Source organism: Lentibacillus sp., from assembly GCF_035301925.1.
In the GTDB taxonomy this organism is placed as follows: domain Bacteria; phylum Bacillota; class Bacilli; order Bacillales; family Amphibacillaceae; genus Lentibacillus.
This window is the reverse complement of record NZ_DATGTI010000063.1, coordinates 1-15,184: the sequence shown is the minus strand read 5'-3', so window position 1 is coordinate 15,184 and position 15,184 is coordinate 1. Positions and strand designations below refer to the sequence as shown.

Annotated in this window: 16 protein-coding genes; 10 read left to right on the top strand and 6 right to left on the bottom strand. The window is 47.1% G+C overall.

Translation table 11 applies throughout. The features are described from left to right. The coding region (locus tag VK080_RS05445) for a hypothetical protein (RefSeq protein WP_324223754.1) at nucleotides 1-319 on the top strand (319 nt) is incomplete at its 5' end. An 89-nt stretch (nucleotides 320-408) separates the two neighbouring features. Here VK080_RS05445 and VK080_RS05440 read toward each other — a convergent pair. From VK080_RS05440 to VK080_RS05430, 3 genes are all read right to left on the bottom strand, one after another. Then, complete coding sequence (locus tag VK080_RS05440) at nucleotides 409-1,410, bottom strand: superoxide dismutase (RefSeq protein WP_414672217.1); 1,002 nt, start codon at nucleotides 1,408-1,410, stop codon at nucleotides 409-411. Between the two features lie 188 nt (nucleotides 1,411-1,598). Continuing rightward, nucleotides 1,599-1,796 (bottom strand): helix-turn-helix transcriptional regulator, encoded by a 198-nt coding sequence (locus VK080_RS05435; protein ID WP_324223753.1) that lies wholly within the window; start codon nucleotides 1,794-1,796, stop codon nucleotides 1,599-1,601. Further along, complete coding sequence (locus tag VK080_RS05430; RefSeq protein WP_324223752.1) at nucleotides 1,783-2,319, bottom strand: DUF6773 family protein; 537 nt, start codon at nucleotides 2,317-2,319, stop codon at nucleotides 1,783-1,785. Before VK080_RS05430 ends, VK080_RS05435 begins: the two co-directional genes overlap by 14 nt. A 252-nt stretch (nucleotides 2,320-2,571) precedes the next feature. Between VK080_RS05430 and VK080_RS05425 the strand changes: the two genes are divergently transcribed. Then, the gene (locus VK080_RS05425; protein ID WP_324223751.1) at nucleotides 2,572-3,198 is read left to right on the top strand and encodes a metal-dependent hydrolase; all 627 of its coding nucleotides are present in this window, start codon (nucleotides 2,572-2,574) and stop codon (nucleotides 3,196-3,198) included. A gap of 34 nt (nucleotides 3,199-3,232) precedes the next feature. On the opposite strand, the gene VK080_RS05420 is transcribed toward VK080_RS05425, so the two are convergent. Together VK080_RS05420 and VK080_RS05415 are read right to left on the bottom strand one after the other, a co-directional pair. Next, complete coding sequence (locus VK080_RS05420; RefSeq protein ID WP_324223750.1) at nucleotides 3,233-3,622, bottom strand: ribonuclease HI family protein; 390 nt, start codon at nucleotides 3,620-3,622, stop codon at nucleotides 3,233-3,235. An 84-nt stretch (nucleotides 3,623-3,706) separates the two neighbouring features. Then, complete coding sequence (locus VK080_RS05415; protein ID WP_324223749.1) at nucleotides 3,707-4,321, bottom strand: PH domain-containing protein; 615 nt, start codon at nucleotides 4,319-4,321, stop codon at nucleotides 3,707-3,709. 247 nt (nucleotides 4,322-4,568) lie between these two features. On the opposite strand from VK080_RS05415, the gene VK080_RS05410 reads away from it, so the two are divergent. The 6 genes from VK080_RS05410 (at nucleotide 4,569) to VK080_RS05385 (ending at nucleotide 12,513) form a co-directional block, all read left to right on the top strand. Then, nucleotides 4,569-6,113, top strand: coding sequence for a cation acetate symporter (locus VK080_RS05410; protein ID WP_324223748.1), 1,545 nt, complete (start codon nucleotides 4,569-4,571; stop codon nucleotides 6,111-6,113). Next, on the top strand, nucleotides 6,110-7,876 hold the full coding sequence (locus tag VK080_RS05405) for a LytS/YhcK type 5TM receptor domain-containing protein (protein WP_324223747.1): 1,767 nt from the start codon (nucleotides 6,110-6,112) through the stop codon (nucleotides 7,874-7,876). The genes VK080_RS05410 and VK080_RS05405 overlap by 4 nt, the downstream gene beginning before the upstream one ends. After that, nucleotides 7,873-8,634 carry a LytTR family DNA-binding domain-containing protein gene (locus VK080_RS05400; protein ID WP_324223746.1) on the top strand — a complete coding sequence of 254 codons (762 nt, stop codon included), beginning with the start codon at nucleotides 7,873-7,875 and terminating at the stop codon, nucleotides 8,632-8,634. Before VK080_RS05405 ends, VK080_RS05400 begins: the two co-directional genes overlap by 4 nt. 231 nt (nucleotides 8,635-8,865) lie before the next feature. Then, on the top strand, nucleotides 8,866-10,551 hold the full coding sequence (gene acsA, locus VK080_RS05395; RefSeq protein WP_414672218.1) for an acetate--CoA ligase: 1,686 nt from the start codon (nucleotides 8,866-8,868) through the stop codon (nucleotides 10,549-10,551). 67 nt (nucleotides 10,552-10,618) lie between these two features. Then, nucleotides 10,619-10,978, top strand: coding sequence for a DUF485 domain-containing protein (locus VK080_RS05390; RefSeq protein ID WP_324223744.1), 360 nt, complete (start codon nucleotides 10,619-10,621; stop codon nucleotides 10,976-10,978). Beyond that, nucleotides 10,975-12,513, top strand: a complete 1,539-nt coding sequence (locus tag VK080_RS05385; protein WP_324223743.1) for a solute symporter family protein — start codon at nucleotides 10,975-10,977, stop codon at nucleotides 12,511-12,513. Before VK080_RS05390 ends, VK080_RS05385 begins: the two co-directional genes overlap by 4 nt. A gap of 367 nt (nucleotides 12,514-12,880) precedes the next feature. On the opposite strand, the gene VK080_RS05380 is transcribed toward VK080_RS05385, so the two are convergent. After that, nucleotides 12,881-14,107, bottom strand: coding sequence for an MFS transporter (locus tag VK080_RS05380; RefSeq protein WP_324223742.1), 1,227 nt, complete (start codon nucleotides 14,105-14,107; stop codon nucleotides 12,881-12,883). A 400-nt stretch (nucleotides 14,108-14,507) separates the two neighbouring features. On the opposite strand from VK080_RS05380, the gene yidC reads away from it, so the two are divergent. After that, the gene (gene yidC, locus VK080_RS05375; RefSeq protein ID WP_324223741.1) at nucleotides 14,508-14,783 is read left to right on the top strand and encodes a membrane protein insertase YidC; all 276 of its coding nucleotides are present in this window, start codon (nucleotides 14,508-14,510) and stop codon (nucleotides 14,781-14,783) included. Then, nucleotides 14,780-15,022: a hypothetical protein gene (locus VK080_RS05370; RefSeq protein WP_324223755.1), complete on the top strand. Its 243-nt coding sequence runs from the start codon at nucleotides 14,780-14,782 to the stop codon at nucleotides 15,020-15,022. Before yidC ends, VK080_RS05370 begins: the two co-directional genes overlap by 4 nt. Nucleotides 15,023-15,184: the final 162 nt, after the last annotated feature.

The window sequence follows — 15,184 nt, the reverse complement described above, 5'->3', positions numbered from 1 at the left end:
GCTCAACTTCGAGGCGCTCTCGCACAAGTCGGAGCTTACCTCGCACAAGTTAGCGGTGTTCCCGCACAAGTCAGGGAGGGTCTCGCTCAACTCGCGGGCGCTCCCGCACAAGTCGGGGAGGGTCCCGCTCAACTTCGAGGCGCTCTCGCACAAGTCGAGGATAATCCCGCTCAACTTCGAGGCGCTCTCGCACAAGTCGGGGATGACCTCGCACAACTTGGAGGCGCTCTCGCACAAGTTGGGGACGCCCTCGCACGAGTCAGGGCTGACCTCTCACAAGTTAGCAGCGGTTCGATTGGCCATTGATCCGCCTTATTAATACTTTGCGCTCAAGCACAGATAGAAACAATCATCCCGCATCACCATAACATTGGTGCGGGATGACTTTTTGTTCAGCTTATTGATTCACTAATACGGCTGCCACATCACTTTTTTCGCCTCTTCAAAACGCCTGTTCACACTGTCCCAGCAGACAACGTTCCACCACGCATCGATGTAATCTTTGCGGTTGTTGTGATATTGAAGATAGTAAGCATGCTCCCAGACGTCAAGGACGAGTAATGGGATCACATCCTGCTGCGTGAGATTCTGGTGTTTTTCCGCCTGCAGGATTTCCGTCCGACGTGAGCGTGGTGACCAAACGAGCAAGGCCCAGCCGACAGCCTGCACTTTATCGGCCGCATGCGTAAAGTGGTCCTTAAATTTATCAAAACTGCCGAATGTTCGTTTGATTTCTTTGGCAATGTCACCGTCCGGCTTGCCGCCGCCATCCGGACTCATGTTTTCCCAGAAAATCGTATGCAAATAATGGCCGGCTCCATTGAATGCCGCTTCGCCTTCCCAATGTCGGATCAAATCAAAATTACCGCTCCTTCTCGCTTTCTGCATCTCTTTTTCCGCCTTATTCAGCCCATCTACATAGCCCTGGTGATGTTTTTGATGGTGCAGGCGCATGATCTCTTCACTAATATGCGGCTCCAGGGCATTATAGGCATACGGAAGCGGCGGCAGGGTATGTTTGCCGATTGGAACGGTCTGATATTTCGTTGATTTTCGTTCGTCATCATCATCTGATTCTGCCTCGAATGAACGATCGGGTTCACTGTCCGATGCTCCCTTCGTCAATTCCTCAAATTCCGATTTGAGCTTTTCGGCCTGATTATTCAGCGATTCAACGGTTCCCTGGATGTCTTCCACTGCTTCACCCTTAAGCAATTGATGACGGTGTGCATTCGCCTGCTGACTCAATTCACGCAGCCGTCCTTGCCACTCCTCCAGGTCGTTATTAAGCTCCTGGGTCATATCCGAGCGCGTTTCCAATGAACCCGCCAGCTGTTCGCATTCAGTCGCCCAAACTGCTAATTGCGCCATCCAGTCTGCTTCTGTTGATTGCATCGTCATAACAGCCATGTCCTCCTCTTAATAGGTAAAATACTTCCAATCTCAGCCTATGCCGGGAAGCCCAATTTGGTAACACGCTGTCAGGTGATTGATTTAGGGATGCGATGATAGAATCCGGTTTTGCGCTGATATATTGCGAAATTGCGCTGATAAAACTCCAAAAAGCACTATTAAAATGAGACTGTACACCCACACAATCAATCGTCATCCCAAAACAACTCATCCAATGTCTTGGACAATGCTTTGCAGATGGCTTTGCATAAACTGAGCGTCGGGTTGTATTTACCCAGTTCAATCAGTCCGATTGTTTGCCTTGATACGCCGACACGCTTGGCCAGTTCCTCTTGTGACAAGTCATGCTCTGCCCTGGCCATTTTCAGCTTAATGTTTTTCATCAGCGTCACCATCTTCATCCAAATCCTCAAGCCGTCTGGTCACGGCTTTGTCGCTCTTTTTCTTCATGATCGTGTGACTGATAATCATCATTATAACCAGAAACGGTACATATATCATGATCGATACAAAGAAGACGAGGAGAAAATTAAAAAGACTATCCGCCACCCCGTCGCTGTATGATACGGCACTTTTCACACCAACGGCCACTGCAGCAGCAACCCCGATCACAGCACCGATAATAAGGTTTTTCTTTTCCCTGGACATGCTGCTCGTCCGGTCGTGCATTTCCACTTCATCTGAATAGATTCCCAGGCTTGCCGACCGCCAGGAAAAATAAATACCTGTGCCCAGGAAAATGACCCACTCAGTGTAGACCGCCTCAAGGTGGAACCCGTTCTGGTATAGCTTGATCCCTGCTGAAATAACGCAAATCAATATCACCAGAATGTACATTTCTTTGTAAATTTTATTTTCGATATTTTTTATCCGTTCGTCTTTCGTGTTGTGTTTGCGGAAAAACATCTTCTTTCCCCCCAATTGTTATGTTTTGTTTATTATATGCAATTGATTAGCATTTTGCAATATATATATTGCTAAAATATAAATATATAAGACAAAGTAAACAATATGTGCGTCATTGCGGCATATCCAGGGCAGCCCGCATATCATAAAAAAATGCCCAACATCCCGCTACACCAGGCATAGTCCCACTAAACAAACAGGCTCGTATCTTGTATAATAACTCTGTCATGATGAATTAAAGGGGAATTGAGAATGAACGGAAAAATTCATGCAATCATCGGTGCCGGAACAGGTGTAGCCGTGGCCCAGTCAACTGGTCAGGATGCTGTCAATACGGCCGTGCTGATTGGGGCCGGTATGGTCGCTGCGCTTGTACCAGATTTGGATACAGCCGGAAAACTGGCGAATAAAATTTCACTCTCGCACAAAATGATCCAGAGCCTTGTCCGGTTGATCGGTATTGTGACAGGTGTTTATGCCTGGTCTGGTCTAACCGGGGATGAAAAGTATATGGGGCTGGCGCTGGGTGCTTTTTTGTTATTCATCGCCCCGTTATTTTCACAAAAGGTCATGCTGTTCATAAGTGGAGCTGCCATTATTGCGGGGGGATTCTTCTTAGCAAAAACGTGGGTCTGGCTTGCCGGCATTTATGTTGCTGCCGCCGCACTGGTATCACATCGGAGTTACACACATTCACTAATCGGCTGGCTATTTTTCGGTGTGATTGCCTATTATGTCAATGAGGCATTTGCCGTCTATGGATTATTTTGGACGCTAATTTTAGCCTATGGAAGTCATCTGTTTACAGACATACGTTTTTGGCCGGGGAACAAGCGGGGTATTAAATTATTTTTGCCCCTTAGCAAGAAAGAAATTTGAAAAGACCGAAGATGGGCGGGGAAACATTCCTCTGTCACACCCTGAAAATGGCCTGTCTGGCAAGTTTGTCTGCATGGGGATTCTGTTTTTCGGGAATCCATTTAATGAAAAAATAAGGAAAGTGAGACGCCTTCTCCTGAATAGCGGCAAGTAGCGGCTGATAGGCCGGGTTTTTGGTGAAGCCTTTCTCAATCGCATCAACAACCAGCTTGGAGTCTGAACGGAACGATAGAATTTCTCCTGGGAAACGCTCCAAGCAGATCCCCAACGCTTTCAATACCGCATGGAACTCTGCTTCGTGATTGGACATAGTACCGAGCGAAAACGAAAAATCAAATATTTTCCCGTGAGCTTTTATATAAACACCCGCACCACTGATGCCGGGGTTGCCGCTTGATGCACCATCAGTGTAAACCTCAATCAATACATGAACTTCTTTCCTGATGTATAATGAGAATATTCTCAAAAGAAGACTGGAAAATGCCGCAGCACCGTCCAGCCCAAAATATCAGTTGTTAATATATTTCTCAAAGATGTCCCCAAAATCTTTTGCGTGATATTCTTCCCGGACGGATTTCAACCAGGAGAATCCATACTCTGTTATCTCTTTATATTGTGATGCCAAATCGGTTTCCGCCGCTCTTGTATGCTGCAGCACGTTCACTGCTTTATACAGACTCTGGTTGCCCATTTCCAGGATAATTCCATTTTCATGCATGGTTTCGGCAATATGCAACAGCGCTTTATACAGATCCTTCAATTTTTCAATCTCTTCCTTATGGACATCAATGCTGAAAGCCTGATTACCGAGTGTGAATTTAATTTCAATATCCATATCAATTTTCCCGGCGGTTTCAAGAAATACATTCGAGATTTTGTACTGTGAATAGGGATAGCGGTCCAGTGTTCGTTTGGAAGATGCTGCATTTTCCCCATCAACATGGATCAAAGCTAAGTTGGTAAAGCAATATTCATCCGCTTTTGTCTTGATGAGGAAGTAGATTTTTTCATCATCTTCATGCCGGACATAGTCATCAGCATCCGTTTTGTCATAATCAGCCGGGTCGATAATTTTACCTATGTCCGATAAACCAAGCGCATCTGAAGTAATTTTTTTGAACATGTGGAAGGCTCTCCTTTTCATTTAAAAGATTAACACTTACATTCTAGCACGGATTAATTGCCGGCAATACCCCATCCCACTAAAAAAGCCAGTATATCAAAAACCTTTACGAATCATATCGATTCATTTACTATTCATAGTAAGACAATTCGTTAAATTAACAATATAACAAACTATTGTTTATAAAAATGGCATATACATACAGATTACCTTGCTGACATCCATCACGTTCAAAGAAGGTGAACGCGTGAACCTTACTTATTTTCTGTTTTTCCTTTGTATTATTGTCTGTACGCTGATTATTACCTATTGGGCAGCCAAGCAGAGTAAAACGACGAATCAGTTTTATGTGGCGGCGGGAAGCTTAACAGGGATCCAAAATGGCATGGCGATTGCCGGAGATTATATCAGTGCGGCCTCCTTTTTAGGGATTATCGGCACCATTGCCATCAGCGGCTATGATGGGTTTTTATATGGTATTGGCTTTTTGGTATCCTATTTAATTGTTTTGTTTTTTATTGCTGAGCCGGTCCATCGTTTAGGCAAATATTCGCTCGGTGATGTCGTTTGTGCGCGTTTTCCGGGGAACCGGATGCGCTGGATGATGGCGATCGGCGCACTCATCATTTCGATTCTTTATATGATTCCGCAACTGGTGGCTGCCGGTCTGCTGCTCCGGCTGCTGCTGGATATCGATTATTCCACGTCCGTTCTGATCATTGGCAGCCTGATGACCATCTACGTCGTGTTTGGCGGCATGTTCGCCACGTCATGGGTGCAGATCGTCAAAACAGTCGTGCTCATGTCCGGGACGTTTCTTCTATCACTGATAGTTTTTTCACGATTTGACTGGGATACGGCGGAATTGATGGCCCAGGTCAAAACAGGAACACCGTTGGGTGAGCAATTTTTCCTGCCCGGCAACCTGTATGACGACCCACTGGAAAGCATTTCACTGCATCTTGCGCTGATTCTTGGTACCGCTGGACTGCCGCATATTCTAATCCGCTTCTTTACGGTCCGGAACACGAAGGAGGTGCGCAAATCGGTTTTGACTGCCACCTGGATCATTGGTTCGTTTTACATCATTGCCCTTGTTCTGGGACTGGGCAGTGTTGCGTTGATCGGCTATCAGCAATTAGTCAGCCTTGATCCGACAGGGAATCTTGCCGCACCATTATTGGCAGAGGAATTGGGCGGTGACTTCCTGATGGCTTTCATTGCGGCGATCGCATTCACCACCATCATTGCCGTTGTCGCCGGTCTGGTGATCTCAGCCACGACCGCTTTTTCGCATGATGTCTATTTCCACATTATTAAAAAAGGACATACCGCTGAAAAAACACAGCTGCGATCGGCCCAGTGGACAGCCTTTGTCGTTGGACTCATCTCAACACTGTTTGCACTTGGCCTGGAAAATATCAATGTCACATTCCTCGTATCATTGACGTTTATTGTGGCAGCAGCAAGCAATCTGCCAGTGCTTTTGTTCACAATTTACTGGAAACGCTTTAATGAAACAGGGGCCATCACCGGGATGGTCAGTGGTTTGATCGCTTCTCTGAGTCTATTGATACTGGGCCCGCACATTATGAATCCGGATGGCGGCTGGATTCCGTACGAGCCGATTTTTCCACTGTCCAACCCAGGCATTATTGCCATTCCCATCGGTTTTCTGGGGGCCTTTCTCGGGTCACTGTTATCACATTCGTCACCACAGAGTACCGCGGAATTCCGGCGTTTTTTCATGAAGTCACAGACCGGGATTGAAACGAGGGAACATCGATCATGAAGTATTTGACACTGATTTTGTTCGAACGTCTGGGAATATTGCTTGTGATTGCTTTTGTGCTGACACGCACGCGCGGTTTCAGATCACTCCTCGACCGTGAATTCAGCAACAAGATGCTGCTTGTCCATGCTTGTGTCTTTGGTCTTTTTGGTATAGCCGGGACGATAACAGGCATTGTGATTGAAGGGGATACGGTCGCCACCCGTGATGTCGTCCTGACGCCTGTCGGTGATCATCAGATGGTAGCAGGCTCAAGCCTCGTTGCAGTTGTGATTGCCGGATTGCTGGGCGGTCCTGTTGTCGGTTTAGGTGCAGGTGTAATTGCCGGCGCACATCTTTTTTATCTGGGCGGCATAGGTTTCATAGCGAACAGTCTTGTCAACCCGATCACCGGACTGCTGGCGGGATGGACTGCCCGCTTTTTTTCCAATGAGCGGGTTATTTCGCCCATGAAAGCCTTGTTTATTGGTGTATTTCCGCCAGTGCTGCAAATGCATATGCTGCTGATTTTTGAGCCTAATTCCACCGCTATGATTGATATCGTCAATACAATCGGTTTGCCGCTTGTATTATCGAACAGCATTTCAATTGCGATTTTCACCGCTATGATCAAAATTGTCCTCAGTGAGCAGGAAAACGAGGCGGCACTGGCGACAAAGCAGGCTTTTACCATAGCAGAAGAAGCCCTTCCTTATTTAAGAAAAAATTCTTCAAGGGAGATGGCGGCAGGAATTGCTGATTTGCTCTATGACCGTCTTGACCTCGCTGCAGTTGCCGTAACCGATGAACAGACCGTGCTGGCTCATAGAGGAATGGGAGATGATCATCATCTGGAGGGGGATCAAATTGTGACATCATTATCCCTTCAGGCACTTGATTCACGAGAAATGCAGATCGCGTATTCCCGTTCGGACATTCAGTGCCGTCACGCTGATTGTCCGTTTGAAGCAGCAATGATCATCCCGATTATCAATACCCATGATTCGGTGGGACTGATTAAATTCTACTTTCGGAATGCACAGCATATCCGTCCGGTGGAAATCATGCTGGCCAAGGGCTTGGGACAATTGATCTCCAATCAGCTGAATACAATTGAAGCCGAAAAACTAAAGACGCATATACGTGATGCAGAACTCAGAAACCTGCAGGCACAGATCAACCCACACTTTCTGTTTAATACACTGCACCTGATTGCAGCACTATTCCGGAAAGATTCCGAAAAAGCACGTCATATAACCGTCAATCTGGCACATTATATGCGGTTTAATATCGGCCTTGTGTCAGCATCCCTTGTTCAATTGGAAAAGGAATGTCAGCACGTCAGCGCCTATATTGAAATCGTCCAGGCTCGCTTTCCCAGCCAGTTAACCATTCATTTTTCCGAGCCTGACGAGATTTCACACGTATCAATTCCACCGTCGACCATTCAGCCACTTGTTGAAAACAGTATCAAGCACGGGCTGAAAAATGTAACAGATGGCGGCGAAGTGAACGTCACCATGGAAAAAACCGGTGACAACATTCGAATAGCCGTGAGCGACAATGGATCCGGGTTTCCTGAAGATATATTAAAGGATGCCGGCAAAACTTTACTGACGGATCAGCAAAACGGAGGTGCCGGATTATACAATGTGAATCAGCGGCTGATCAGTCTGCTTGGTGAATCGGCACATCTAAATATACGCAATTTGCCCGAGCGTGGAAGTGAAGTTTATTTTACGATACCTTATCATACCGAAATTGAAGGAGGGAAACCATCATGAAAACCATTCACGCGATGATTGCCGAAGATGAACAGCTGGCGCGGGAAGACATGATTTATTTATTAAATAAAGAACCGGACGTCACACTCTGCCCCAGTGCTGAAACAGGCAGCCAATTAGTTGATCTTTATGTCGAACACGAACCTGACGTTATTTTTCTCGATGTGGAAATGCCGGATAAGACCGGGGTTGAAGCGGTAAAACAGATCATTGACCTTGCATATATTCGGCCACCGCTATTCATTTTTACAACAGCGTATGATGAATATGCGATGGACGCATTTGAAATTGAAGCTGTTGATTATTTGCTGAAACCCTATGATGATGCCCGTTTCCAAAAAACCATGAGACGGATTCGTAAACAAATGGCCCAATCCCGCATGAAACGGGACAGGCAAGCTGACACACAAAGTGAATCAGCAGCAGAAGAAAAACTGCTCATTGATGATGGTGAACGCATGGTTGTGCTGTCACCGGATTCTATTTACTATGCCGTCCCCTCCAACCGGATGCTGGAAATCCATACACATGATGAAGTCATCGAAAGCCGGATGACGCTGCAGGAACTGGAAGATAAACTGCACGGCTTTTCTTTTTTCCGGACCCATCGAAGCTATCTGGTCAACCTGAATTATGTCCGGGAAATCACACCATGGTTCAACGGCGCTTACAACGTTACGCTGAAGGATAAACATAACACGACACTGCCTGTCAGCCGGTCAGCACGAAAAATTTTGCTCGATACATTCAAAAATTGACGTTTCAGCAGTAAATTTCAACTTTTCAGACATTATGAGCAACAGTTGGCACAAAATCCCCCTCAGGCACATTCAACATCATTTATACTCCTTCGTAAGCGCTTACAGTAAATGGGGGTGATTCCATTCTATTAAATCCGCCGGTATCCCAATAGGATGACCACATGATCATGAATGTAAGGGGGAGTGAAAGTGGTTAACACAATTGCGCCAGTAAAGGGGCAAGTCAATATGACCGATTATGAGGAAGCACGTGCAAATTTTTCATGGAAATCGGTAGAAAAAACCTTTTCCTGGCATGAAACAGGAAAGGTGAACATGGCTCATGAAGCAATCGACCGGCACACAGAAACGTGGCGGAAAAACAAAGTGGCACTTTATTACAGCGATGACGAGCGTGATGAAAAATACACGTTTCAGGATATAAAATTTTTGTCCAACCAGTTCGGAAATGTGCTCCGGAACATCGGTATGGAAAAGGGCGACCGTGTCTTTCTGTTCTTACCGCGTTCACCGGAGCTTTATGTCAGTTTGATGGGCATTCTAAAAATCGGTGCGATATCGGGGCCACTGTTTGAAGCCTTCATGGAGCAGGCTGTCCGTGACCGGCTGGAAAACAGTGAGGCTAGAGCGCTGATTACGACGCCAGGACTGATTGAACGTGTTCCGTACAACGAACTGCCGCATTTGGAAACCATTATTTTGGTCGGAAAAGGTGACGCACCTAGCGAGAACGGCGATGTGACATTTTATCATTATGAGGAGGAAATGGAGAAGGCATCACGCCATCTAGATATCGAATGGGTTGACCGTGAAGATGACATGATTCTGCATTATACATCTGGATCAACCGGCAAACCAAAAGGTGTCCTGCACGTCCACAACGCGATGATCCAGCAGTATCAGACGGCAAATTGGATCATGGACCTTAAGGAAGACGATATTTTCTGGTGCACGGCTGATCCCGGCTGGGTGACCGGCACTTCCTATGGCATTTTCGGACCATGGCTGAACGGAGCATCCAACCTGATTCGCGGCGGCCGCTTCAGTCCCGAAGACTGGTATGGGACGATTGAAAAATATCGTGTAACCATCTGGCTGAGTGCACCAACGGCATTCCGCAGACTGATGGGCGCTGGTGATGAAGTCGTTAAAAAATTCGATTTAAGCTCATTGCGCCACGTACTCAGCGTCGGGGAACCATTAAATGCTGAAGTCGTCCATTGGGGGATGAACGCGTATAACCTGCGTATCCATGACCATTGGTGGATGACCGAGACGGGCGGTGTCATTATCGCCAACTACCCGTCCATGGAAATGAAACCCGGCTCAATGGGCAAACCATTCCCGGGTGTTGAAGCAGCCATTCTGGATGAACAAGGCAATGAGCTTCCGCCGGGGCAAATGGGCAAATTATGTATTAAAGTCGGCTGGCCGTCCATGCTGCGGACCGTCTGGAATAATGAAGAACGGTTCAACAAATATTTTCCATTTGAAGGCTGGTTTGATTCCGGTGATTTGGCATCCAGGGATGAAGAAGGCTACTTTTGGTTCCAAGGCCGGGACGATGACGTGATCACAACATCCGGTGAACGGGTCGGACCATTCGAAGTGGAAAGCAAACTCGTCGAGCACCCTGCTGTTGCGGAAGCGGCCGTTATTGGTAAGCCAGATCCGGTTCGCGGTCATATCATCAAAGCGTTTGTTGCGCTCAAAGATGGCTATAAAAAAAGCGACGACCTGCAGGAAGAACTTAGGCAATTCGTTAAAAAAGGGCTGGCCGCCCATGCAGCACCACGAGAAATGGAAATTCGTGACTTTCTGCCAAAGACCCGCAGCGGCAAAATCATGCGCCGGGTTTTGAAAGCATGGGAGCTTGATCTGCCAACAGGTGATCTATCAACCATGGAAAAATAGATTTCAGTTTGTCCGGGGCTTCCAGACCAACTGGAGTCCCTCGACCAACATTGGGAGGTTTTTTTTCATGCCTAACGTAAGCGAACATCAAACGAATGCAAACCGTACGACTGTCGATTATGAAAAAGTAGTGGAAAGTGGACAATTTAAACAATTTATGCAGAATAAACGAAAATTCATTATCCCATTTACAATCTTTTTCCTGATTTTCTACTTTTTACTGCCGGTTTTAACATCTTACACGACATTTTTGAACACCCCGGTCATCGGGGATATTTCCTGGGTATGGCTGTTTGCTTTTGCCCAATTTATTATGACATGGGTTTTATGTACGATTTATGTGAAAAAGGCTAACGCGTTTGATGAACAAGTCGAACGGATCATTGAAGACCAGATTGACGATGGTGATGGGGGGAAAGCCTCATGAGTGCAACGGTTATCATTCTATTTCTCGCCATTGTTGCCTTGACACTTGCGATTACATTTTGGGCGTCCAAACAAACCCAGACAACCGGGGATTTTTACACAGCAGGCGGCGGCCTGACCGGCTTTCAAAACGGTCTCGCCATTTCAGGGGACTACTTGTCAGCTGCCTCATTCCTTGGGATTGCCGGCTCAATCGCACTTTTTGGTTTTGACGGTTTCTTTTACAGTATCGGATTCTTAATTGCCTATCTCGTCGTTTTGTTTTTAGTGGCGGAACCGCTCAGAAACCTTGGGAAATATACAATTGCCGATATGATCAATTCACGGTTTGATGCCAAAAAAGTCAGAGGCGCCGCAGCATTGAGTACGATAACGATCTCGCTATTCTATATGATCGCACAGCTGGTCGGAGCCGGCGCCCTCATCCAGTTATTGTTTGATATTCCTTATACGATAGCTGTTCTAATTGTCGGTGTCATGATGACGATTTATGTCCTGTTCGGCGGCATGGTCGCCACCAGCTGGGTGCAAATCGTCAAAGCAGTCCTTTTGATGGCCGGTATGCTGATTCTGTCGTTCCTTGTCCTGATGCATTTCAACTTTAATATCGGAGCTATGTTCAATGAGGCCAAAACAGCGACTGCTCACGGAGCTGATTATTTAAACCCGGGGCTGAAGTATACGGAGCCACTGGGCACGATCTCACTGATGCTGGCACTCGTCCTCGGTACTGCCGGACTGCCGCATATTCTTATGCGCTTTTTCACGGTTAAAGATGCCAAAACAGCCAGAAAATCAGTCGTCACCGCCACATGGATTATTGGTGCTTTTTATATTCTGACATTATTCCTCGGATTCGGTGCAGCGATTTTCGTAGGGGATGCAACCATTACGGAGGCGAATCCGGGCGGAAATATGGCGGCACCACTCCTGGCCGAGGCAATTGGCGGTGAATTCCTGTTCGCGTTCATATCGGCTGTGGCATTTGCCACCATTCTGGCTGTTGTTGCCGGTCTGGTTCTTTCCGGGGCATCGGCATTTGCACATGATTTATACGGGCAGATCATTAAAAAAGGTAAAGCGTCCGATAAGCAGCAAATGCTCGCAGCGCGTTATGCCGCGTTGGGAGTATCAGCACTCTCGATTGTCCTGTCCTTGTTCGCCCAGTATTTGAACGTAGCATTCCTTGTTTCACTTGCGTTCTGTATCGGCGCCAGTGCCAATTTACCGGTTATTCTATATACCGTATACTGGAAGCGGTTCAATACAACAGGTGCCATTACAGCGCTCTTGTCGGGCCTAATCTCGGCATTGGTCCTTGTATCCATGAGTCCAAGTGTCTTTTCGCCAGTTGAAGGGGAAGCCTTGTTTATTGGCGATCCGATCTTCCCGCTCACCAATCCGGCACTAGTTTCCGTACCATTGGGCTTTCTTGGCGGCTACCTGGGTACGATGTTCTCCAAGGAAACCGACGCAAAACGGTATGCCGAAGTGAAAGTGAAGGCACATACAGGCTATCGGGAAACCGGAAGCTAAAAGGTTGTTTTAAAGCGACTGCTGGCATGGCAGTCGCTTTTTGATATGCTGTGGCTGTGCGATTTTGTCTGGCGGCTGTGCGAACTTAACCAGTGTTGCGCGATTTGGCGTCGTCATCGCGCGATGCGATATAGTGCTGGTGTCGCGCAATTTGAGTGCGTACTGCGCGAAATGACACGGGTATCGCGCGAATTGACGTAATCACCGCGCGAAATAGTCATCGTTTCGCGCGGTCCAGCCCCTTTGTCGCGCGATTCGATGTTGTTGTCGCGCGAAATTGAGGGGGTGTCGTGCGATTTTGAAGGTGCACCGCGCGATTTGCCTCATTTCCCGCACGATTTCGAACGCTGGTTCCGAGGTCTTTTTCCTACCGCTCAGCCATATCCTTAAATTCATCCTCAACCGTCCGATTGCGCCCTGCACCAAAACCGACAATCGCCATCACTACGGACACAGCGAGTACCATGATCAGCGGTATTTGCCAACCCTTGGTGGCATCATTCAAAAAGCCAATCATAATCGGCCCCAAGGCAGCCAGAAAATAACCAAGCGCCTGTGCCATCCCGGATAACTCAGCTGCCTGCTGTGCGTCACTTGTCCGCATCCCCAAAAAGGCCAGTGAAAGCGGAAACAGTCCCCCTGTGGAAACCCCAAGTAATGTAACACTGGCAACCATGATGACATTAGACTGCCCTAACAACAGTCCGGCAGCCCCGGCAGATGCCAGCAGACAACCCCCGACAGTCAAACTGCTTTGTGATTTGAACTTCCCGGCAACCACCGGCAACAAACTAGCCGGCAGCCCGATAAATTGTGCATACGACAGCATCCAGCCCGCTGTCCCACTACCTGCACCATAGTTCTGCAAGATCGCCGGCAGCCATGCAATCATCACATAGTATAAAAACGCCTGCAAACCAAGAAATACAGCCACTTCCCAGGCAAGACGCGACTTCCACATCCGCACATCGCTGGCCGTGACATAATGGACACTCACTTCATTGGCCGCCCGTCGCTGTTTGACAAAATAAACCCAAATCACTATACCAGCAAACGCAGGAATCCCCCAGACAGCAAGCGACCATTCCCATCCGAGTCCGGCACTGTCCGCAAGCGGCACACTGACACCGGATGCCAATGCCGCCACAAGCCCCATGGCAATTGAATAAACACTTGTCATGAGCGGCACCCGGTTCGGGAACCGTTCTTTAATGACACCGGGCAGAAGGACATTGGAAACAGCAATCCCCAGCCCAATCAGTACCGTGCCGCCAAACAGAAAGACCGACATCGGAATCGAACGCGCCAAAATCCCAATGAGGAGGACCACCATTCCGGCAATCAGTACGACTTCATTCGAATATTTATTACCAAGCTTTGGTGCTACCGGTGACATCACAGCAAAAGCCACAAGCGGCAGACTGGTGAGGATTCCCACACTCCAGCTGGCAAGCCCGAGGTCGTCACCGATCACGTCGGCCAATGGACCGACGGACGTGATGGCCGCACGCAAATTAAAGGCAATCACAATAATCCCGACAACAAGCAAAAACTGATTATAACGTTTCAAATCCTCAAACTGATAGATCCCCATAAAAAATGATGCTCCTTCCTCTCAGCAGATGCCACATGCATCATCATAACGCGGATTGATTTCTCTTGTATCTTACTATTCCATGAGATTGAGACGTTCAAACAAAACGCTTAGCATACTGTCTTTATAATACCATCAAATCGGGGACTTGATGACAAATCCCGTGCTGTCATGCGCTTGGATTGAGGGCGCCGACGATATGATTAAGACGATCAAACGAAGCATTTCCCGCCGCTGATAAGTCAGGGCGTTATAGGACTAACTATCAGCGCATTTTGACGATTTTTCAGCGCATTTCTGTGTACCAGTGGCTGTCGAGAGAACAGTGTTTTTCTATATTCCTCCAAAACCCATATCTCCATTCAAGCAAACCAAAAGCAGTTTGCAAATTCAGGAAAAAATGAAGGAACTAAAACCGGAAATAGACGAAATACAATCTAAATACAAGGATAAAAAAGACAAGGAATCACAAATGAGCATGCAGCAGGAAATGATGCAACTATATCAGAAACACAATTTCAATCCGCTCGCATCATTTACCGGATGTTTGCCGCTCTTGATCAAAATGCCGATTTTAATCGCCTTTTACTATGCAATTCGCCGAACACCGGAAATTGCGGCTCATCACTTTTTATGGTTTGACCTTGGACAAACCGACATGTTGCTGACCATCTGACAGTTGTCATTTATTTTGTCCAGTTCAAAGTTTCGCAAATCGGCCTGGACCCGCAGCAGAAAAAACAAATGGCTATCTTTGGCATGATGTCACCAATTATGATTGGCATTATCTCCCTGAACACACCGGCAGCACTGCCTCTGTACTGGGCCGTCGGGGGCTTATTCATTATCGGTCAGACACTGATTTCCAAGAAAATTTATCTAGTGCATAAAAAAAGAACCGCTGAAACGTCCTGAATTGATACAAAACAAGGAGACTGCCCGGCTGCAGTCTCCTTATTGCATGTTCTCACGGTTTTTAGATGTGAGAAAACCCGGGCTGGAGAAACTGAATGGTTCTGGCCTGCCCGGTTTATAGCAAATTCTTAAGTTTAGTATTTGTACGATTGTCCACCGTCA